Source organism: Gordonia sp. UCD-TK1 (assembly GCF_001691435.1).
GTDB classification, from domain to species: Bacteria; Actinomycetota; Actinomycetes; order Mycobacteriales; family Mycobacteriaceae; genus Gordonia; species Gordonia hongkongensis.
Window position 1 is genome coordinate 39,058 of record NZ_LZMP01000009.1, and the last position, 19,770, is coordinate 58,827.

The 19,770-nt window shown below is 66.9% G+C and carries 20 protein-coding genes; 11 read left to right on the top strand and 9 right to left on the bottom strand.

What is annotated here, in order from left to right; translation table 11 throughout:
* The first annotated feature begins 65 nt into the window (after window positions 1-65).
* Complete coding sequence (locus A9310_RS07140; protein WP_065630030.1) at window positions 66-1,079, top strand: YihY/virulence factor BrkB family protein; 1,014 nt, start codon at window positions 66-68, stop codon at window positions 1,077-1,079.
* Window positions 1,080-1,118: 39 nt separating this feature from the next.
* Here A9310_RS07140 and A9310_RS07145 read toward each other — a convergent pair whose 3' ends face one another.
* The 3 genes from A9310_RS07145 to A9310_RS07155 all read right to left on the bottom strand — a co-directional run bounded on the left by A9310_RS07145 (window position 1,119) and on the right by A9310_RS07155 (window position 2,384).
* Window positions 1,119-1,439, bottom strand: a complete 321-nt coding sequence (locus A9310_RS07145; protein ID WP_065629988.1) for a multidrug efflux SMR transporter — start codon at window positions 1,437-1,439, stop codon at window positions 1,119-1,121.
* Window positions 1,440-1,441: 2 nt separating this feature from the next.
* Window positions 1,442-1,798, bottom strand: a complete 357-nt coding sequence (locus A9310_RS07150; protein WP_065629989.1) for a multidrug efflux SMR transporter — start codon at window positions 1,796-1,798, stop codon at window positions 1,442-1,444.
* Window positions 1,799-1,919: 121 nt separating this feature from the next.
* Window positions 1,920-2,384, bottom strand: a complete 465-nt coding sequence (locus A9310_RS07155) for a DoxX family protein (RefSeq protein WP_065629990.1) — start codon at window positions 2,382-2,384, stop codon at window positions 1,920-1,922.
* 114 nt (window positions 2,385-2,498) lie between these two features.
* On the opposite strand from A9310_RS07155, the gene A9310_RS07160 reads away from it, so the two are divergent.
* Window positions 2,499-2,969 (top strand): MarR family winged helix-turn-helix transcriptional regulator, encoded by a 471-nt coding sequence (locus A9310_RS07160; protein ID WP_065629991.1) that lies wholly within the window; start codon window positions 2,499-2,501, stop codon window positions 2,967-2,969.
* 18 nt (window positions 2,970-2,987) lie between these two features.
* On the opposite strand, the gene A9310_RS07165 is transcribed toward A9310_RS07160, so the two are convergent.
* Window positions 2,988-3,839, bottom strand: a complete 852-nt coding sequence (locus A9310_RS07165; RefSeq protein ID WP_065629992.1) for a helix-turn-helix transcriptional regulator — start codon at window positions 3,837-3,839, stop codon at window positions 2,988-2,990.
* 101 nt (window positions 3,840-3,940) lie between these two features.
* On the opposite strand from A9310_RS07165, the gene A9310_RS07170 reads away from it, so the two are divergent.
* Complete coding sequence (locus tag A9310_RS07170) at window positions 3,941-4,699, top strand: SDR family oxidoreductase (protein WP_065629993.1); 759 nt, start codon at window positions 3,941-3,943, stop codon at window positions 4,697-4,699.
* A 181-nt stretch (window positions 4,700-4,880) separates the two neighbouring features.
* Here A9310_RS07170 and A9310_RS07175 read toward each other — a convergent pair whose 3' ends face one another.
* The 3 genes from A9310_RS07175 to A9310_RS07185 form a co-directional block, all read right to left on the bottom strand.
* Window positions 4,881-5,894 (bottom strand): nitronate monooxygenase family protein, encoded by a 1,014-nt coding sequence (locus A9310_RS07175; protein WP_065629994.1) that lies wholly within the window; start codon window positions 5,892-5,894, stop codon window positions 4,881-4,883.
* Window positions 5,895-7,361, bottom strand: a complete 1,467-nt coding sequence (locus A9310_RS07180) for a sugar porter family MFS transporter (RefSeq protein ID WP_065630031.1) — start codon at window positions 7,359-7,361, stop codon at window positions 5,895-5,897. It lies immediately after the preceding gene.
* Between the two features lie 222 nt (window positions 7,362-7,583).
* Entirely contained in the window at window positions 7,584-9,983 is a 2,400-nt protein-coding gene (locus A9310_RS07185) for an EAL domain-containing protein (protein WP_254661196.1), read from the bottom strand.
* 292 nt (window positions 9,984-10,275) lie between these two features.
* On the opposite strand from A9310_RS07185, the gene A9310_RS07190 reads away from it, so the two are divergent.
* From A9310_RS07190 to A9310_RS07200, 3 genes are all read left to right on the top strand, one after another.
* On the top strand, window positions 10,276-11,478 hold the full coding sequence (locus A9310_RS07190; protein WP_065629995.1) for a beta-ketoacyl synthase N-terminal-like domain-containing protein: 1,203 nt from the start codon (window positions 10,276-10,278) through the stop codon (window positions 11,476-11,478).
* Window positions 11,479-11,625: 147 nt separating this feature from the next.
* A complete protein-coding gene (locus A9310_RS07195) occupies window positions 11,626-12,513 on the top strand; it encodes a hypothetical protein (RefSeq protein WP_175401092.1) in 888 nt (295 codons plus the stop codon).
* A gap of 54 nt (window positions 12,514-12,567) precedes the next feature.
* Entirely contained in the window at window positions 12,568-13,428 is an 861-nt protein-coding gene (locus A9310_RS07200) for an LLM class F420-dependent oxidoreductase (RefSeq protein WP_065629996.1), read from the top strand.
* A 255-nt stretch (window positions 13,429-13,683) separates the two neighbouring features.
* Here A9310_RS07200 and A9310_RS07205 read toward each other — a convergent pair whose 3' ends face one another.
* Both A9310_RS07205 and A9310_RS07210 read right to left on the bottom strand, forming a co-directional pair.
* Window positions 13,684-15,273, bottom strand: a complete 1,590-nt coding sequence (locus A9310_RS07205; RefSeq protein ID WP_065629997.1) for an ABC transporter permease — start codon at window positions 15,271-15,273, stop codon at window positions 13,684-13,686.
* A gap of 4 nt (window positions 15,274-15,277) precedes the next feature.
* The gene (locus A9310_RS07210; RefSeq protein ID WP_065629998.1) at window positions 15,278-16,243 is read right to left on the bottom strand and encodes an ABC transporter ATP-binding protein; all 966 of its coding nucleotides are present in this window, start codon (window positions 16,241-16,243) and stop codon (window positions 15,278-15,280) included.
* 97 nt (window positions 16,244-16,340) lie between these two features.
* Here A9310_RS07210 and A9310_RS07215 point away from each other — a divergent pair, with 97 nt between their 5' ends.
* From A9310_RS07215 to A9310_RS07235, 5 genes are all read left to right on the top strand, one after another.
* Window positions 16,341-16,544, top strand: coding sequence for a DUF2945 domain-containing protein (locus tag A9310_RS07215; RefSeq protein WP_004018570.1), 204 nt, complete (start codon window positions 16,341-16,343; stop codon window positions 16,542-16,544).
* Window positions 16,545-16,619: 75 nt separating this feature from the next.
* Entirely contained in the window at window positions 16,620-16,979 is a 360-nt protein-coding gene (locus A9310_RS07220) for a PadR family transcriptional regulator (RefSeq protein WP_065629999.1), read from the top strand.
* Complete coding sequence (locus tag A9310_RS07225; protein WP_065630000.1) at window positions 16,976-18,319, top strand: permease prefix domain 1-containing protein; 1,344 nt, start codon at window positions 16,976-16,978, stop codon at window positions 18,317-18,319. The genes A9310_RS07220 and A9310_RS07225 overlap by 4 nt, the downstream gene beginning before the upstream one ends.
* A gap of 86 nt (window positions 18,320-18,405) precedes the next feature.
* Window positions 18,406-19,002 (top strand): sulfite oxidase-like oxidoreductase, encoded by a 597-nt coding sequence (locus A9310_RS07230; RefSeq protein ID WP_065630001.1) that lies wholly within the window; start codon window positions 18,406-18,408, stop codon window positions 19,000-19,002.
* On the top strand, window positions 18,999-19,715 hold the full coding sequence (locus A9310_RS07235) for a ferredoxin reductase (protein WP_058250514.1): 717 nt from the start codon (window positions 18,999-19,001) through the stop codon (window positions 19,713-19,715). Before A9310_RS07230 ends, A9310_RS07235 begins: the two co-directional genes overlap by 4 nt.
* The last annotated feature ends 55 nt before the right edge of the window (window positions 19,716-19,770 follow it).

Sequence of the window (19,770 nt, forward strand, 5' to 3'; positions counted from 1 at the left end):
CCGGTGAACGACTCGTGCAACGGAACGGGGAACAGGCACGGGCCGGCGAGGAGAAGGATGATCGGGTGTCGTTGACCGAGAGGGTCGACCGTTTTCAGCGGCGTCATCCGGCGACCGGCTTCCCGCTTGCCGTCATCTACAAGTTCGTCGACGATCAGGGCGCCTACCTGGCCGCGCTCTGTGCCTATTACGCGTTCATCTCGTTGTTTCCGCTGTTACTGCTGTTCGCGACCGTGCTGGGGATCGTCCTGGCCGACAACCCCGACCTCCAAGACCGCATCTTGGACTCGGCGATGAGCCAGATCCCGGTGATCGGTGGGCAGTTGGGCGAACCCGAGAAGCTCAGCGGCGGGGCCACCGCCATCATCATCGGGGTTGTCGTGTCGCTGTACGGAGGCCTCGGAGTGGCCGTCGCCGCCCAGAACGCGATGAACACGATCTGGGCAGTGCCGCGCAACGAGCGTCCCGACCCGATCTTCGCCCGTTTGCGTGGCCTCCTGTTGTTGTCCACGATCGGTGTTGCGGTCATCGGCCTGACCGTCGTCAACGGCGTCTCGGCCGCCTTCGAACTCGGCATCGTCGGACGCTGGCTGGCGATCCTCGGATCGGTGGCGTTGAGCACGCTGGTGTTCACCGTGGCTTTTCGGATCGGCACGGCGCGCGACGTGTCGATCCGGGACGTACTGCCGGGCGCCTTCGGGGCGGCGGTCTGCTGGCAGGTCATCCAGACCTTCGGCGCGGTCTATGTGCAGCACGTCATCGGTAACGCCAGCTCCACCAACGGCGTCTTCGCGATCGTGTTGGGCCTGCTCGCCTTCCTCTACGTGTCGTCGATCGTGATCGTCATCTGTCTCGAGACCAACGCGGTTCGCGTCGACCGGCTCTATCCACGTTCGCTGCTCACCCCGTTCACCGACAACGTCAGTCTGACGAAGGGCGACGAGGCGGCGTACTCGGCGCAGGTTCTCGCGCAGCGCAACAAGGGTTTTCAGGAGATCGACGTCTCCTTCGACAACCCGCGTGACGTCGAGTCCGGCGCTGAGGTGGACCAGCGCTCCCCCGGTCCAGAACGCGGCTGACAGTCGGCGCTCGCGGCGCGACATCAGCGACGCCGGAACTCAGTGCAGCGCGCCCAATTCGACGAGCAGCACACCGACGATGATCACCCCGATGCCGGCGACCATGCGTCGGTTGAGGCGTTCGCGGAACAGGAAGTGTGCGGCGACGGCCGTGGCTGCGACCCCGGCCGCCGCCCAGATGCCGTACGCCACACCGAGGGGCACGCCGTGCCGCAGCCCGAGGGTCAACGCGACGAACGCCGTCAGATACCCGAGGACGACGACTCTGTAGAAGGTCGGTCGACCGGTCGCGGCGGCACGCAGCGCGAGGGTCCCGGTGACCTCGGCGACGATGGCGGCGACGATGAAGACATATCCCACGGTCAGACCCCCGAAGCGGCGGAGTCGGCGCCCTCGTCGACGGGTGGCCGGTGGCCGGTCTCGACGAGGAGAACCCCGATCATGATGCACACGATGCCGATTCCCATCAGGAATCCGAAGGGCTCGTCGAATATCCAGGTCGCCAGTACCGCGGTGAGTGCGACGCCCGACGCCGACCAGATGCCGTAGGCCACGCCGATGCCCATGCCGCGCTTCAGGACTGCGGCCAGGAGTATGAACGCGAACGTGTAACCGACGGCGACCACCGCGTACAGCATCGGTTCGGTCTGTGAACCCTTGAGTGACAACGTCGCCGCGACCTCCGAGGCGATCGCCGCGATCAGCATCAGCCAGGTCATATCTCTCATTCCACTCGACGCTCTACTGGGACTGTAGGCGAGGACCGCGGACAGCGAACGCCCCGGTCCGCAGGGTGGGCGGACCGGGGCGCATGAACCGGGCGCCGGTAGCGGAGCGGGGTCAGCGCGAGGTGCCGACCAGGTCGCGCGACCGGGTGTCGTCGGCGGCGAGCCAGCGGACCTTCGACCCCAGCACGGCGTCCACGCTGAAACGTCCGGCGCCGATCACGGCCAGCAGCAGTGCGCCGGCACCGAGGGCGAGCACGAACTCGTAACCACCGTCGGAGACCCAGATGCCGTTGTCGACGTGTGCGATGAACAGCGCGCCGATCATGTCCAGCGTGAACAGGGCGGCGACGACCGGGGTCAGCAGCCCGACGATCAGGGCGATGCCACCGAGGATTTCGAGCCACGTGACGACGAACGCCGAGAAGGACGCGGCCGGAACACCCATCATGTCGAACCCGGTCTGCGGTCCCGTCCAGCCGTTCTGCTGGAACTTCTGCAGGCCGTGGGCCAGGAAGATGACGCCGAGAGCGACGCGTCCGATGAGGATGCCCGCACTGCGGACGATGGGGTTGGTCATGACTGAGCCGCCTCACTAGATGGTTGTGACTTGAAGTATCAAGTGAAGGCTAGGTGTTGACACTTGATGCGTCAACCTGATCACGGAAGTGTTCACTTCGTATACACTGCGCAGATGTCCACTGCCCCAGAGCCGAACTGGCTCGACGACGAGGAAATGGACGCCTGGATCCAGGTGGCAACCGCGCTCGCCCGTCTCCCCCACGCCCTCGACGCCCAGCTTCTCCGTGACGCCCAGATCACCCACTTCGAGTACGAGGTGATGGCAGCGCTGTCCGAGGCCCCTGACCGCACCCTGCGGATGAGCCAGCTCGCCGAACTGTCCTACGGTTCGCTGTCCCGGCTCTCGCATGTGGTCGGCAGACTCGAGAAGAGGGGATGGGTTCGGCGCCATCCGTGCCCCGAGAACGGTCGATTCACGAATGCCGTTCTCACCGAGTCGGGTTGGGAGAAAGTGGTGGCCACCGCTCCCGGGTATGTGACCAACGTGCGTGAGCTCGTCATCGACCGCCTCACGCGTGCGCAGCTTCGCCAGGTGTCCGCGATCGGGAGGCGGATCAACGCTCGTGAGACCGGGTCGACGTAATCCCCCGGCGCCAGACGGTCAACGTGGATCGAGTCCTAGCTCTTGTGTGCCGAGCACGTTGAGCAATTCGATCTTTCCCGCTGCGTCCGTTCGCGGCGCTGCCGTCAGCACGAGCAACACCTGGGTTTCGTCCTCGGTGAAGAGCGCCTGACAGTCGACCTCGATCGCGCCGACCTCGGGATGGATCAGGATCTTGTGGTCCTCGAAGCGTCGGCTCACGATGTGGGTGTCCCAGAGTGTGGCGAACTCGCTGCTGCGGCGTCGAAGTTCCGTGACCATTGCTCCGGCACGGGAATCGGCGCCCATGATGCCGTATGCGGCACGGAGCGAGGAGACCTGCGCATGGCTCTGCCGCTCGTGATCATCAGCCGGGTAGCGGCCACGTTCCTCGGCGGGATACACGAACCACCGGTAGATGGCACTGCGGTCCATTCCGACGAGATGGTCGGTGTCACCGAACAGCGCTCGCGCGCAATGATTCTGGACCAAGGCCTCCCCCAGTGCCGAGAGGATGAGGGCGGGGGTGTCGGTGAGCCGGTCGAGTACTCGCAGGAGTCCGGGCGCAATGTGGTCCGAGGCCGCCATCCGGTCGGGCGCGCTGTGTCCGGCTACCCGGAACAGGTAGTCCCGCTCGTCGGCCGTGAGGCGGAGTGCGCGAGCGAGCGCCGCCAGCATCTGGGTGCTCGGTTGTGTGCCGCGTCGCTGTTCGAGTCGGGTGTAGTAATCGGTCGACATCGTGGCGAGCTGCGCCACCTCTTCGCGTCGAAGACCCGTCGTGCGTCGCCGGGCGCCCCCCGGCAGACCGACATCCGATGGTTGCAGACTGTTGCGTCGGCTCACGAGGAACCCGGCCAGCGCATCACGATCCATGAGGCCAGTATCACGGCGTCGGTACCGCGTTGCCAGGGATCGGCGATCCCCCGATGGTTGCGCTCTGGATGACTCGCCCGCCGGATCCGAGACTCGATGACATGAACCTCACCGGAAACACCATCTTCATCCCCGGAGCGACCAGCGGGATCGGCTTGGCGCTGGCGACCCGCCTGCACGACAAGGGCAACACCGTCATCGTCGGCGGGCGGCGCACCGAACTCCTCGACCGTATCCGTTCGGAACACCCCGGGTTGCACACCGTCGCGATCGATGTCGCCGACCCGGCCAGTGTCGAGTCCGCCGCACGGAAGATCATCGCCGAACACCCGAACCTCGACGTGCTCGTCGCGATGGCCGGCATCATGCGGGTAGAGGATTGGTCGTCCCCGGAAGGCTTCCTCGACGCTGCGGAGGCAATGGTCACCACCAATCTCCTCGGTCCGATCCGTCTGATCGGCGCGTTCATCGACCACCTGCGGTCTCGACCGTCCGCCACGATCATGACCGTGTCCTCGGGTCTGGCATTCGCCCCGCTCCGGGTGGCGCCGACCTACAACGCCACGAAAGCGGCGATCCACATGCTGAGCGAATCGTTGCGCCTACAGTTCGCCGATACCGCAGTCGACGTCGTCGAACTCGTGCCGCCGGCGGTTCGCACCGACCTGCTGCCGGGACAACGGGACAGCGACTTCGCCATGCCCCTCGACGAATTCGTCGATGAGGTCGTCCATCTCATCGGCACGCAACCCGCCGCCACCGAACTGCTCGTCGAGCGGGTGAAGTTCCTGCGGTGGGGTGAGGCGCGCGGCGACTACGCCGACGTCGTGGCGACGCTGAACGAGCAGGACCCGCACTGAGGTGGCAGGAGCGCGACCCCTTCGCTCCCTGATTCGAAAGAAGCCCACCACCCCTGCTCCCTGAGGTGCGAGGAGCGATAGCGACGAGCCTCGAAGGGTCCTGGCGAGATGCGTGGCAGACCCTTCGTGACGCGCCCTCCGCAAGCTCCGGGCGCTCCTCAGGGAACAGAGATCTCCTCGATCACCCGAGCCGGGCGATGGTATCGACGGCCGACTCCTCGACGGCGTCGCGGTATCCGCTCCCGGCCCAGAGGTTGATCCCGTCGGGGTCGTTGCTGGCGGCGCGTCGGATGCCACCGGTCAACGTGTTGACGGCCGGGTACTCGGCCACCGCGGCGTCGGAGAACCTGTCGGTGAACAGGTTTCGCAGGGCGCGTGCCGGTCGGCCGCTGAACGCCCAGGTGACCACGGTGTCGGTTCGGTCCGGATCGGCGAGAGCCGCCCCGTGCGCGGGTTTGGTGCCGGCCTCGGTGGTCCGCAACAAAACCGTACCCACCTGCACCGCAACGGGTCCCGCGGATCGGACCTCGTCGGCCCGGGCCGACGTGGAGATCCCACCCGCCGCCACGATCGGCAGCGGCACCCGGTCGGCGACCGCGCGGATCAAGTCGTCGAGCGGCTCTGTGGGAGGAGTGGTCCGGCGGTCGAAGACCGATCGATGGCCACCGGCGTCGGGACCCTGCACGCACAGCCAGTCAGCACCGGCTCGACCGGCGATCTCGGCGTCCGTGGCCGTGGTGACCGTGACCCCGACACTGCACCCGTGCCGGTGCAATTCGGCGACGACCTCGGGTGCGGGACACCCGAACGCGAAAGACACGAGCGGGATCCGCTCGTCGCACACCAGCCGGATCTTGTCGTCGAAGTGGTCATCGTCCTCGCCCAGGTCCTCGACCTCGGGAAGCGTCACGCCCAGACTTCGCGCATACGGGACGAGTTCGGCGCGGTAGCGGGCGAGGTCGTCGCGGTTCACCGGCTCCGCCTCGGGAACGAAGATGTTGACACCGAAGACCTCGGTACCGGCCGTCCGCACGGCCGCGATGTCGGCGCGCACCTTGTCGGGAGTCTGGTACCCGGCGGCGAGCTGGCCGACACCGCCGGCCGATGCCGCGGCCACCACCAGTTCCGGGGTGCTCGGACCACCGGCCATGGGGGCGGCGACGACGCGGCTGGAGAGCTCACGCAGATCGAACATTCAGGCTTTGTCCTTCGCCGCACGGACCGCAGTGAACTGCGACAGTCGCGCCTCTGCCACCGAATCCATCTGCTCGAGCTCCATCCCCTTGGTCTCCTCGACCTTCCGGAGGACGTAGAAGAACGAGGCCGCGGCGCAGAAGGCGAAGAAGCCGTAGATGATTCCGAGTCCGACGGCTTCGGTCATCGGCGGGAACAGCATCGAGATGGTGAAGTTCGCGACCCAGTTCACGGCCGTGCAGACGCCCAGGGCGACACCGCGGATGCGGTTGGGGAACATCTCCCCCAGCATCACCCACATCACCGGGCCCCACGTCGCGGCGAAGGCGACCACGAACAGGTTGGCGCCGATCAGTGCGACCACACCCCACGGGTCGGGCAGCGTGATGTTCTCGCCCTCGCCGATCTGCTGGGTGAACGCGATACACGCCATGAGCAGGCCGATGAACATGCCCACCGAACCGCCGAGCAGCAGTTTCCGCCGCCCGATGCGGTCGACGAACAGGATCGCCACGAAGGTCATGACGACGTTGATGACGGCGGTGATCACCGATGTCTTGAACGAGTCGGCCTCGGAGAAGCCGACGGACTGCCACAGCGTCGTCGAGTAGTAGAAGATCGCGTTGATACCGACGAACTGCTGGAAGACTGCCAGCCAGATGCCGACCCAGACGAGCGGGTGCAGCCCGAATGACGGTCCGGCGATGTCCCTGATCGACGACTTCGCCTCGCGCTTGACCGTCAGCTTGATCTCTTTGACCCGCTCGAGGGGGTTCTCCTCGCCCGTCACCTCCTGCAGGATCCGGGCCGCCTCGGCATCACGGTTGCGGCCCACCAGGTATCGCGGCGACTCCGGGATCAGCAGCGCCAGCACACCGTAGACGACGGCGGGCACGACACCGACGAGGAACATCCACCGCCACGCCTCGAGGCCCCACCAGAAGTCGTTCGACGCGCCGCCCGCGCTGTCCGCGAGGAGAGCGTCGGACAGCAACGCCGCGAAGATGCCCATCGTGATCGCCAACTGCTGCAGAGACCCCAGGGCGCCGCGGAAGCGGGCCGGAGCGATCTCGGCGATGTATGCGGGAGCGATCACCGATGCGATACCGATGCCGATACCGCCGAGCACACGCCACAAGAGCAGGTCCGGGATGGTCTGTGTGAAACCGGTGCCGATCGAGTTGATGATGAAAAGCGCGGAGCCGAGCAGCATCACGCGCTTGCGGCCCCACACGTCGGCCAATCGGCCCGCGAACCATGCGCCGAGCGCACAGCCGAGCAACGCGATCGCGACGGCGAAGCCGGTCATCAGCTTGCCGAGGCCGAAGTCCGCTTCGATCGAGTCGACGGCGCCGTTGACGACCGAGCTGTCGAAACCGAACAGGAAGCCACCGACCGCCGCGGCGACCGTGACACCGATGACCTTCGCCGTGTGTTGCTCGGCGACTTGCCGCTCCGCGTCGGTCATGACGCCGTCCAGAGCGTTGCAGGAGTCCACCGCAGAATGTGTGTCATGTCCGTGACCTCGCTGTCCGGTTGCATGGACGCCGGGTGATCGACGTGGCGATCAATCTACTCGCGTGCATCGCCGAGTCTGACGGTAACGGACACAGTCGCATGCATAGCGCAGATACGCCCCACGGTATGGCGTGGGACGCCTCGGTGACAGTGTTGGTCTGGCGCGGACAGGTCAGCCGGTCTCCCAGACACCGGGATTCGCCCGGATCCGGACTCCGGACCCGATCACGTCGGCCAGCGGGGCGGGACGCCCGAAGTGATAGCCCTGCGCGAGGTCGCAACCGACCTCGGCGACCGTGGCGGCCTGCGACTCCGTCTCCACTCCCTCGGCGACCACCCGCATCCCGGCCGCGTGCGCCATGGTGACGATGCCGGCGAGGATCGATGTGGCGCTCGGGTGCTCGTCGAGAGCGTCGACGAAGGACTTCGTGGTCTTCAGGACACTGACCGGCAGGCGGTAGAACTCGCTCAACGACGACGCACCGGTCCCGAAATCGTCGAGCGACACGTGTGTTCCGAGTTCGCGCACGTTGCGCAACAGGGTGAGCAGGTCTCCGTCGAGCGGGTCCAGTGCACTCTCGGTGATCTCCAGGCAGAACGCGGCGGGGTCCATGCCCGAGCGGGTGATCGTGTCCCGGAGCCGGTCGGGGAACTGGCCATTGGTGAGCTCCCGTCGGGAGACGTTGACGCACAGCATCACCCGACGGAGTTCGGCGACAGCGGCCACCTCGGCGGCCGCTGTCTCCAGCACATAGTTGCCCACCCGGTCGATGAGATTGGATCCTTCTGCGAGCGGGATGAACTCGGTGGGCGAGATCGACCCCAGTTCCGGGTGACGCCAGCGTAGAAGGCTTTCCAGGCCCACCAGGGCGCCGTCGACGGTCGACACGATCGGCTGATAGTGGATCTCGAGTTGATCGGTGTCGGTGTCGAGAACGCGCCGCAGTTCCTCTTCGATGCGCTGCCGGCGCTGCAGTTCCTCCCGATGCTGCGTCTGGAAGCGGACGTAGCGCGCACGAGAAGCCTTGCGTGCTTGATACAGCGCGATGTCGGCATCGCGCAGCAGGTCGGTGGCGGTGTAGTCGTCACCGGCCTTGACCGTCGCCACGCCGATGCTCGCCTCCACCTTGAGCGGTTCGGTGCGGGTGCTCACCGCGATCGGCTCGTACACCGTCCCCCGGATCTTGTCGATCTGCTGCTCGATCTCGTCGGCCGAACAGGCGATCCCCAGGGTGGCGACGAGAACGAATTCGTCCCCACCAATCCGGCCGACCGAGGCCTCGTCGGGCGTTGCCGCCGCCAATCGCTGTGCGACGGTGTGCAGCACCTCGTCACCCACGGCATGGCCGAGCGAATCGTTGACCAGCTTGAAATTGTCGAGATCGATGTAGAAGATCGCGACGCAGCAGGCGTTGTTTCCGTCGTCGAGTCCGGCCATGTGCGACTCGAGTTCGCGGATGATCCCCGAGCGGTTGTACAGACCGGTCAGCGGATCGTGTACGGCTTCCCACGCCAGCTGGGTGCGTTCGCGGTAACGGTCGGTGATGTCGGCGAACGACACCAGGACGACCACCTCGGCGCCGTCGTCGTCGATCGGCCGGCAACTGCACGAGAGCCAACGCTCGCCGGCGGGCGTGGTGATCGTCGCGGTCGCGTCGGTGACCGCCTCACGGGTGCGCAGGCAACGTGCGATCGGTGATTCGTCGCCGTCGAAGTCCAGCGGCAGTTCGTGGACCCGGGCACCCGGGACCGCCTCGGAACCGAGCATTGTCCCCGCGGCCGGGTTGGCGAGTTCGATGTCGCCGTCCTCGCGAACGACGATGACCGCCTGGTGCAGCGCGGCGAGGATCGTCCCCAGCCGCTCGATGAGGGGACGACGGGTGGGTTCGGCGACGATGAGGAAACCGTCATCCATCGTCGTCACCGAGGTGTGGGCGAGAAACGATCGCCCGGTGTCGGAACGGCGGTGCAACTGATCGACGGTGCCGCCCAACGACACCGCCGCGTGCGGGTCCACGTGCGCTCCGACGACGTCGTCGATATTTTGTCCGATCGCCTCGGACGCCCGCAGGCCGTACATCTGCTCAGCGGCCGGGTTCCAGGAACTGACCGTCATGTGGTCGTCGACGGCGATCACCGCGTTGCTGACGTGGTCGAGGAGCGCCGCCTGTCGTCGCAGGGCCGATTCGATCGCTTTCTGAGCTGCGATGTCCCGCAAGATCACCTGATACGCAGGCTTGTCCTGCCAGACGGTGCGCACCGACGTCACCTCCATGGGGCGGGTGACCCCGTGCGCGTCGACCATCACCACTTCTTCGGGCACGGTCGACGCGCCGGCCTCCTCCCCCATGCCGATGATCCGATCGAGCATCTGTGGCAGTTCGTCGGGATGGACGAAGTCGGCGATGGACCGTCCGAGCATGGCGTCGCGTTCGTCGACGCGAGCGAACGCCAGCGCTGCCGAGTTCACGTAGACGATCAGGCCGTCTTGATGGACCGCGATGGCGTCCGGGCTCAACTCGAGGAGTAGGCGATACCGCTCGGCGACGGCGGCGTCACTGGGACGGGCCATGGGTTCGGCATCCGGCGCGACGAGTCCGGGCCGGTCATCGCCGTCAGCCCTCGGTCGTCCCACCGCGCCGCCCCCTCCGATCGTCATCCCCCCGACGCCCATCCTCCCCCACGCGGCTTCGAAATATGGGCGCTGCGTGATGCAAGTGTGCGCCAACTGGGTATTTGAGCGTCGAATACCTGCGTGAACTGGTCAAATGTCGGGTTTGCGCGGGATCCTGAGGGCGGGTCGCCCACGAGGGCTGCCGCGATGGATCTCACTACATCGCATATCGCACAGAAAGTTCACGATCATGACGATTCAGCGCTCGACCATTTCAGGCCTGGGAGCCGTGAGCGGCTACGGATGGGGCCGCGATGCACTGTGGAACGGTCTCACGTCCGGGAAGTCGGCAGCCGCGTTGCACCACGGTTTCGGCTTCGTCGGCGGGCAGCCTTCCGAGACGCGCGAGGGCGTCGGCGAATCCGGTCGGGATGAGCCCGGGTGGATCGTGCGGGTACCCGACGGCGGCGACCCGTCCGACGGACGCACGCGCTTCTCACGCGCGATGCGTGCTGCCGCACGAGAGGCCATCGAGGACGCCATGGCTCGGGGCTGGAAGCCGGGTGCGCGGGTGGGACTCGTACACGCCTGCGTGCTCGGCGATCTCGACATGTATCCGATGGTGACCTCGGGCGTCGGTCGGTACACCGGACGGCAGTACCTCTCGGTGACCCCGTCGACGCCGGTCTCCCTGCTCATGCAGGAGTACGGATTTCACGGACCCGCGATCAACGTGTCGGCGATGTGCACCTCGGGCTCGGCAGCGGTCGTCACCGCGAAGTCGTGGCTGGACTCCGATCTCGTCGACGAAGTCGTCGTGGTGGCCACCGATTTGTCGGCCAAGCCCGAGGTGGTCGCGATGTTCGTGCAACTCGGCGTGGCGATCACCGACACCGATGCGCTCAGCGCCTGCCGCCCGTTCCAGGAGGGCAGCCGCGGATTCACCTTCGGTGAGGCCGCCATCGCGTTCACGATGACGAACCGGTCCGGTGACGGATACGCCGACGTGCTGGGCGGCGCGATGTCCCATGACGCTTTCCACGTCACATCCATCGACCCGGAGCTGACCAACGTGCGGTCGTGCGTGGAGCAGGCGCTGTCGATGTCCGGTGTCGACGGCGCGAGCATCCGCTACCTCAACGCGCACGGCCCGGGGACCCGCCAGTGCGATCACGCCGAGGCCACCATCGCCGAGACCATGCTGCCCAACGCCGAGGTGTTCTCGGTGAAGCCGCTGGCCGGGCACTGTCAAGGCGCTGCCGGGGCCGTCGAACTCGCTGCTTCGCTGCTCGGATACGAGCGGGGTGAGGTACCGGCGACCCCGCGCACCGCCGACGCGATCATCCCGCAATTACTCGACGGGCGTACCGATCTCGACCATGGGATGACCTTGAAGACCTCCCTCGGCATGGGGGGACACAACGCGGCGGTTGTTCTCGCGCCCCGTGGGTGAGGGCCGCGACCCACCTGCCCTGCCGCGATGCGGCCCGGCCCATCCGGGCCGCATTTCACCGGCGGGACGTACCGCGTCAAACGGGCGAAACAGTCCCGATAGTCGGACTTCGCTGCGGATTGTCGCCTCGCACCCCACAATTCAGCCATGAGCAATGACCCGAATCCTCCGGTGGCCGACTCGACGAGGACCGACCCGCCGCCGACGTCGGGCGCTCGTCGGGCACTGACCCTGTTCCTCAACTCGCCGTTCGCGGGTATGTCCCCGTGGATCCTGATGGCGCTGCTCGCCGGACCCGGTAGGTTCGAGGAAGCTGCGGCGACGGCATTCGTGCTGTCGCTGTTGCTGGTGATCGGCGGCCACAAACGGGGTTCGAGCGTCAAACTGCTCGAGGTCTTCGACGTCACGTACTTCGGTTCGATGGCGCTCATCGCGTTGTTCGCCTCCGACGGCGTCATCAACTGGCTGGAGCGGTGGGGCGGGGAGATGACGAACATCGCCCTCGTCGCGTTCGCGTTCGGCTCGATCGTGATCCGTCAGCCCTTCACGCTGCAGTACGCGCGGGAGAGCACCGAGAAGGAGTTCTGGGACAGCCCGCTGTTCATCCACATCAACTACGTCATCACCTGGGCGTGGGTCGTCGGCTTCGGCGTCGCCGCGATCTCGGGCGCATTCGGCGATCTGGTGCTCGACGACCCGAACAACTTCTGGACCGGATGGATAATTCAGATCGGCGGCACGATCTTCGCGATCGCCTTCACCGAGTTCTATCCCGACTACGCGACCTACCGGGCTGCGGTTCGTGAGGGTTGGGCCACCGACGAGAAGCCCGAGAGCATCATGCATCTGTTCGGTTGGGTGCCGATCTACGTTCTCGCGATCGGCATCTCCGGACTGGTCACCGACTCCCTCGGGACAGTTGCCGGCGTCGTCCTCATCGTCGCGGGCGTCGTCGCGATCAACGTGTTCAAGCGGATGACGGCCGCCATGGACGCACGACTGGAGGCGACGGCGGGACGACCGACACAGAGCTGACTCGGGTCGGACGCTTCGGCGCGGCCCGATCGCTCGATCGGTAGTGTCGACGGCATGAAACTCGACGGCGTAGGAATCTGGAGTTCACCGCTACGGTACGGAGACACCGGGGAGGCCGCCGAAGCGGCTGCCGAGCTCGACGACCTGGGATTCACGGCCCTCTGGATCCCCGATGTGGGGGGTCCGGTGCTCGACTCGGTCGAGAACCTGCTCGGCGCGACGCGGAAGGCCGTCGTCGCCACCGGCATCCTCAACATGTGGATGCACGAGCCGCACGATGTCGCGGCCGCGCATGCGCGCCTCACCGAGCAGTTCGGTCCTCGCTTCCTCCTGGGCCTCGGGATCAGCCACGCGCCGTTGATCGACGCCCAGGAAGCCGGTCGCTACCAGAAGCCGCTCGCGACCACCAAGGCGTTCCTCGACGGTCTGGACGACGCACCGCAGCCGGTGCCGGCCGATGCACGAGTACTGGCCGCCCTCGGGCCGAAGATGTTGCAACTCTCGGCCGACCGGACCGCCGGTGCCCACCCCTACCTGGTGACCCCGGACCACACCAAAGTCGCCCGGGAGACCCTCGGCGACGGTCCGCTGCTCGCACCGGAACAGACGGCGATCTTCGCCACCGACCGCGACGAGGCGCGCGCCGTCGGCACCAAGTGGCTGAAGGGCTACCTCGCGATGCCTAACTACGCGAACAACCTTCGACGCCTCGGGTTCTCCGAGGACGACCTGAGCTCGGTGAGCGACCGCCTGTTCGACGCTCTGATCGTCTGGGGCGACGACGCGGCGATCCTCAAGCGGATCGACGAGCATCGGTCCGCCGGCGCCGACCACGTGTGCGTCCAGGTGCTCCAAGCCGACCACCGGGGCTTCCCGCGCGAGCAGTGGCGCCGCCTCGCGGCGGCGCTGGGCTGATGCGTACGGTCCTTGCGGTGCGAGCCACCCTCTGCTCCCTCATCCGAAGGAACGACATAACCTTTGCTCCCTGAGGTGCGGCCACCCTCCTGCTCCCTGAGGTGCGAGGAGCGTTAGCGACGAGCCACGAAGGGCCTGGTGAGACAGGTTGCGGAGCCCTTCGTGGCTCGCTTCGCTCGCACCTCAGGGACCAGTTATTGGGCTCGCACTTCAGGGAGCGGGGTCGGGCTCGCACATGAGTAAGGTGCGACGCCGTCACGGGATGTCCCGCCGGCGGAAGCCGGCGAACCCCAGCGCGACGAGCAGCACCACGACGACCCCCACCCAGACCAGTCCCCACCAATCCGGCTGGGCAGCAGACACATCCGGTACGTGATGAAACGGGCTGAAGCCCAGCGCCCAGTCCGGGAGTTTGAAGCTCGGGCCCAGGATCGTGAGCACGAAGGACACCAGGACGCCCAGCCAGATCGCGGGCCGCACGCGGGGTCGGGCGCCGATGACGGCGACGGCGATGCCGACGACCGCCCACACGGCGGGGATCGTGGCGATGGACTGGAGGAACACGTCGCCGAAGCCGAGGCCGAGATCGGCCGTGGCGGCGAAGACGCCGACGACCAGCCCGGCAATGGTCACGAGCGCGGCGGGGACAACGAGGGCGACACCGGTGACGGCGCCGAAGTACCTCGGACGGCTGACGCCGGTCGCGAGCACCGCTTCCGCGCGGTCGTCGAGCTCCTCGGTCCGGATGCGATTGACGATCTGGACCCCGGCCACGGATGCGATGATCCCGACCAGGCCGAGAATCGTTGTGACGAAGGCCGATACCAGGTCCGCGGGCGACGCCGCGCCGGAGGCGAAGATCTGGGCCATGGCGGGATTCGCGGTCAGCAGGCCGCGGACCGACCGGGTGAAGTAGCCGAAGATGACGCCGAGTCCGACGAACGCGACCGTCCACGCGACGATCGGCGCCCGGTTGAGGCGGATCGCCAGCGCCAGTGGCGAGCCGATGCGGCCCCGTGCCGGGCCCGGCCGGGCCGGTATGAGTCCCTGACCGAAATCCCGTGCACGCTGCAATGCGAAAGCCGCTGCGCCGACGACGACCGCGAACGCGACGCCGATCAGCAACGGCCACCAGTGATCGCCGGTCGCGGGTCTGGTCTCCTGAATCCATCCCAGCGGATTGACCCATGTGGTCCACGTCGGTGCGTCCACCGAGAACAGAAACCCGCGCAGCACGAACAGGACGCCGAGCAACGACACGGCGATCGTGGTGGCGGCCCTGGCGTCGGAACCCACCTGGGCGCTGACCGCGGCGATCGCGCCGAACATCCAACCGGTGACCGTGAACCCGGCGCCCAGCAGGAACGACGACCCCCAGGCCCCACCGCACAGCGACGTCGCCAGACCCGCCAGGATGCCGATGGCGATCGAGCACACGCCGGCCATGATCAACGCGGTCGACAGTCGGGCGGCACGTCCGAGCACCCCCGCGGCGAGAAGTTCGGCCTGGCCGGAGTCCTCCTGTCCACGTGCGGCTTTCACCACGATCAAGATCGCGCCGAGCGCGGCGATGAACCCGCCGAGTGCGAGGCTGCGCCACGCGACGAATCCGTCGACCGTTGCCAGGTCGTAGGCGGGTCCGAAGATCAGCCCGAGTGCGGGATTCGAGCCGATCGTCGTGGCGAATGCGGCGCGTTCCGCCGCGTCGGGAAACAGCAACGGGTAGGCGATGACCGACGACACGGCCAGTGCGGTGGGCAAGACGATCCACGGCGCGAAGCTGCGACCTTCATGGTGCAGGGAGGCTCGCAGCAGTGGAGCGGTGCCGATCGTCGACGCCGTCATGGCCTCACCGTTCTCCGGCGGACACGTCGTTCTTCTCATACAGCGACAGGAATAAGCTCTCCAGTGAAGGCGGCTCGACCGTCAGCGACCGCAGGCCGCAGGCGGTCAGCGCTGACATCACCGGACCGATCTGATCCGAGTCCACGGTCGCGCTCAGTCGGAGCCCGCCGGAGTCGTGGTCGTGCGAATCGATATCGTGTACCTCGGCGTTGTGCAGCTGGGCCACGAGGTCCGGGCTGGGCGCCGAATCCAGCTCGGCCCGAACGGAAGTGCGGGTGTGCCCACGCAGCTCGGCCAAGGAGCCGGTCGCCACGACGGCCCCGTCGCGGATGATGCTGAGCCGGTCCGCCAGGGTCTCCGCCTCGGCGAGGATGTGACTCGACAGCAGCACGGTGGTACCGCGAGCGGTGGCCTCCCCCACGACCTCCTGGAAGACGTTCTCCATCAACGGGTCCAGGCCCGACGTCGGCTCGTCGAGGATGAGCAGCTCTACGTCCGACGCCAGCGCCGCCACGATCGCGACCTTCTGCCGGTTTCCCTTGGAGTACTGCCGTCCACGTTTGGACGTGTCGAGCTCGAACCTGGAGACCAGGTCGGCCCGGCGCCCCTCGTCGAGTCCGCCGCGCATCGAGCCGAGCAGATCGATCATCTCCCCGCCGGTCATCGTCGGCCACAACGCGACGTCGCCGGGTACGTACGCCAGCCGGCGGTGCAGCTCGACGACGTCACGCCAGGGGTCGCCGCCGAGGAGTCGGACCTCGCCCCCGTCCGCGCGCAACAGACCCAGCAGGACCCGGATCGTCGTCGACTTGCCCGCGCCATTGGGCCCGAGGAAGCCGTGGACCTCCCCTCGCGCGACTTCGAGGTCGAGTCCGCGAAGCGCCTCGAACCTACCGAACGACTTACGCAGACCCCGGACGTCGATGGCGGGCTCGGTTCTCTGAGAGTTCTCGGAACGTTCGACGCTCATGCGTACCTCCGGCTCGACACGACGTGATGATCGTTCCACAGCCACTGTTGCAGCGGAGAAGGTTTGACCGTCGTCGCCGGCGGGGCACACTGCCGCCATGGCGATCAAGAAGAACGACACCGTCCGCTGGAACACCTCTCAGGGCGAGACCGAGGGCACTGCGGAAGAGAAGCGCACCAAGGAATTCACCTTCGAGGGACAGAAGTTCAAGGCCAGCGAAGACGAGCCCTACTGGATCGTCAAGTCGTCGAAGACGGGCTCGAAGGCCGCCCACAAGGAGTCGTCCCTGTCGAAGAAGTAGGCCGGCACACGCAGGTCCGAACACCCCTATACCTAGAACTGCTATGCTCCTAGCAGTTCTAGGTATAGGAGTGCTATGTATATCGAGAAGGACTTGGTGGCGGCGTCCGCGACCCCGCTGGTGCTGGGGATCCTCGCCGAGGGCGAGTCCTACGGGTACGCCATCTTGAAGCGCGTGCGAGAGATGTCCGGTGGTCGGATGGAGTGGACCGACGGCATGCTGTATCCCCTTCTGCACCGTTTGGAGCGCGCCGGCCACGTCGAGGCGAGCTGGGGTGCAGCCGACACCGGGCGGCGTCGCAAGCACTACTCGATCACTGCATCGGGGTTGGCCGCGCTCGCCGAGCGGAGGTCGCAGTGGGAGGTCGTGGCCGACGCGCTCGACCAGGTGTGGCGGACGGTCGCCCTGCCGCCGGCCGCGGAGGGCCTGGCATGACCGCGGAGACCGAGCTCGAGAGCCAGATCGACCGATGGCGCGGATACGTTCTCCGACACCAAGCCATCGCCACCACCGACGCCGACGAGATGGAAGACCACCTCCGCGGGCAGATCGCCGACCTCGCCGCCGGCGGCCTCGACGACGACGAAGCGTTCCTGGTCGCCGTCAAGCGTATGGGCCGCGTCGATGCGCTGTCGCGTGAGTTCGCCCGCGAGCACTCCGACCGGTTGTGGAAGCAGCTGGTGCTGACCGCGGAACCATCCGGCGATCTGGGCCGACGACGTCATGAACTCGGAGTCGTGATCGGCCTCGTCGTCGCGGCCGCCACGACCGTCCGCGTCGCCGTCGAGGTCATGCCGGAATGGGTGCTCGTCCGCAATGCCGCGTTGCTCGTACTTCCTTTCATGGCACTGTATTTCGGTTGGAAGCGCCGCATCTCGGCGCGAACCGCGCTCACGGCGATCGGTGCATTCGTCGTGACCGGAATCGTCGTCAACGTCTACCCGTTCGTCGACGACGGCACCACCCAGGCCATCGTCGCGATCCACGCGCCGATCGTCCTGTGGTTCCTCATGGGGGTGACCTACGTCGGCGGCCGCTGGACGTCCGGACCGCGTCGGATGGACTTCATCCGGTTCACCGGCGAATGGGTCGTGTATGCAACGCTTCTCGGCCTCGGTGCGGGAGTCCTCACCGGCCTGACCGCGGGGGCATTCGGTGCGCTCGACATCGACGTCGACACCGTGATCTCCCAGTGGCTGGCGCCCATCGCCGCGCCCGGCATCGTGCTGCTGGCGGCATGGCTGGTGGAGGCGAAGCAGAGCGTGGTCGAGAACATCGCACCGGTGTTGACGAAGGTCTTCACGCCCGTCACCGCGGTGATGCTCGTCGTGCTGCTGATCGCGATGGTGACCAGTGGCGACGTCGTGGACGTCGACCGCGAACTGTTGATCCTCGTGGACCTGATCCTCGTCGTCGTGCTCGGCTTGCTGCTGTACGCGATCTCGGCGCGCGATCCGCATCTGCGCCCGGAACTCTTCGACCGCTTGCAGCTGATTCTGGTCGTGACCGCACTCGCGGTCGACGCGGTGATGCTGACGATCATGGCGTCGCGGATCGCGGAGTTCGGGTTCACGGCCAACAAGACGGTGGCGCTCGGTCTCAATCTCGTCCTGCTGGTGAACTTGTCGTGGGCGGCGTACCTGCTCTTCGGTTTCGTCCGCCGCCGCCGCGGGTTCGATGCGACAGAGCGGTGGCAGACCGACTACCTGCCGGTGTTCGCACTCTGGGCGGCCGCGGTCGTCGTAGTGGTGCCGATGCTGTTCGATTTCGCCTGACCGCACCAAGATGCCGCGCCGACTAGGCGGCGCCGGGAGCGAAGCGGGCGGGCCGAATACATGCGAGCCGCGTAGACTCCGCGACCATGGCGATCGTCAACCGAGGGTTCGTGGGGCGCCGCGACCGCGACGCGCGGCGTCTCCCTCCCGGTCAGTACACGACACTCGATTTCCCGGTCCTGTCCGCGGAGCCGACACCCGCGATCGTTCCGAACGACTGGATGCTGGCCGTGCAATCCGCGGACCACCGGGCCGCCACGTTCGCATGGGACCAGTTCCAGGAACTGCCGCACGACGACATCACCACCGACATCCACTGCGTCACACGGTGGTCGAAATTCGACACCCGGTGGCGCGGGGTCTCGTTCGACACCTTGCTGCAGGCGCTGCCGTGGGAACCGGCCCCGTTCGTGATGGCGCACTGTCACGGCGGGTACACCACCAACGTGCCGCTCGCCGATCTCGTCGACGGCCGCGGCTGGATCGCCGACACCTACGACGGCGAACCCCTGTCCGCCGAGCACGGCGGCCCGGCTCGCCTCCTCGTGCCACACCTGTACTTCTGGAAGAGCGCCAAATGGGTTCGGCGACTTCGTTTCATGGCCGAAAACGCGCCTGGATTCTGGGAGGAACGCGGGTACCACATGTATGGCGACCCCTGGCGCGAACAGCGCTACTCGTGACGACCTGGCATCTCACGACGGTCACCGCGGTCGTCGACCTCACCCCCACCGCGCGAGCCCTGCGCCTCGCTCTCCCCGAAGCAGTGCATGCGCTGCCCGGCCAGCACGTCGACATCCGGTTGACCGCCGAGGACGGCTACTCCACCGCGCGCGCCTACTCGCTGTCCGACGTCCGCGAGACCCGGTCGATCGAGGTGACCGTCGAACGACTCGAGGACGGTGAGGTGTCGCCCTACCTCGTCGACATGGTGGAGGTCGGCGACCCGTTGGAGATCAGCGATCCGCACGGATACTGGTTCACCTGGCCGTCCGGCGACGACCGTCCCGTCCAATTGATCGGCGGTGGCTCCGGGATCGCGCCACTCATGTCGATGATCCGCAGCCGCGAGGTCGAGGCGCCGCAGACCCCCTTCTCCCTCGTGTACTCGGTCCGCAGTCCCGAACGCGTCTACTACCGCGATGAGATCCGGCAGTTGATCGCGCACCGCCGCATGGATGTTCACCTGATCCACACCCGGGTGGCACCCGACGACGCGACGCGGCCCGCGGGACGTCTCACCGCCGACGAACTCGCCGCGCTGACCATGGATCCGGCCACTTCGCCGACCGTGTTCATCTGCGGTCCGAACCGGTTCGTCGAGAACTGCGCACAGTGGATGGTCGAGGCCGGACACGACCGCACCCGCATCCGGACCGAGCGATTCGGTGAGTGACCCCGCGACGCTTCGACGATTTTCCCAAGCAAGTGCTTGATCGGCACGTAGCGTA

Excerpts from the sequence above, each read along its gene's own strand:
- A9310_RS07150 (WP_065629989.1), bottom strand. The coding sequence starts at position 1,798 with ATGACCTGGCTGATGCTGATCGCGGCGATCGCCTCGGAGGTCGCGGCG.
- A9310_RS07155 (WP_065629990.1), bottom strand. The coding sequence starts at position 2,384 with ATGACCAACCCCATCGTCCGCAGTGCGGGCATCCTCATCGGACGCGTC.
- A9310_RS07160 (WP_065629991.1), top strand. The coding sequence starts at position 2,499 with ATGTCCACTGCCCCAGAGCCGAACTGGCTCGACGACGAGGAAATGGAC.
- A9310_RS07165 (WP_065629992.1), bottom strand. The coding sequence starts at position 3,839 with ATGGATCGTGATGCGCTGGCCGGGTTCCTCGTGAGCCGACGCAACAGT.
- A9310_RS07170 (WP_065629993.1), top strand. The coding sequence starts at position 3,941 with ATGAACCTCACCGGAAACACCATCTTCATCCCCGGAGCGACCAGCGGG.
- A9310_RS07175 (WP_065629994.1), bottom strand. The coding sequence starts at position 5,894 with ATGTTCGATCTGCGTGAGCTCTCCAGCCGCGTCGTCGCCGCCCCCATG.
- A9310_RS07180 (WP_065630031.1), bottom strand. The coding sequence starts at position 7,361 with ATGACCGACGCGGAGCGGCAAGTCGCCGAGCAACACACGGCGAAGGTC.
- A9310_RS07185 (WP_254661196.1), bottom strand. The coding sequence starts at position 9,983 with ATGGCCCGTCCCAGTGACGCCGCCGTCGCCGAGCGGTATCGCCTACTC.
- A9310_RS07190 (WP_065629995.1), top strand. The coding sequence starts at position 10,276 with ATGACGATTCAGCGCTCGACCATTTCAGGCCTGGGAGCCGTGAGCGGC.
- A9310_RS07195 (WP_175401092.1), top strand. The coding sequence starts at position 11,626 with ATGAGCAATGACCCGAATCCTCCGGTGGCCGACTCGACGAGGACCGAC.
- A9310_RS07200 (WP_065629996.1), top strand. The coding sequence starts at position 12,568 with ATGAAACTCGACGGCGTAGGAATCTGGAGTTCACCGCTACGGTACGGA.
- A9310_RS07205 (WP_065629997.1), bottom strand. The coding sequence starts at position 15,273 with ATGACGGCGTCGACGATCGGCACCGCTCCACTGCTGCGAGCCTCCCTG.
- A9310_RS07210 (WP_065629998.1), bottom strand. The coding sequence starts at position 16,243 with ATGAGCGTCGAACGTTCCGAGAACTCTCAGAGAACCGAGCCCGCCATC.
- A9310_RS07215 (WP_004018570.1), top strand. The coding sequence starts at position 16,341 with ATGGCGATCAAGAAGAACGACACCGTCCGCTGGAACACCTCTCAGGGC.
- A9310_RS07220 (WP_065629999.1), top strand. The coding sequence starts at position 16,620 with ATGTATATCGAGAAGGACTTGGTGGCGGCGTCCGCGACCCCGCTGGTG.
- A9310_RS07225 (WP_065630000.1), top strand. The coding sequence starts at position 16,976 with ATGACCGCGGAGACCGAGCTCGAGAGCCAGATCGACCGATGGCGCGGA.
- A9310_RS07230 (WP_065630001.1), top strand. The coding sequence starts at position 18,406 with ATGGCGATCGTCAACCGAGGGTTCGTGGGGCGCCGCGACCGCGACGCG.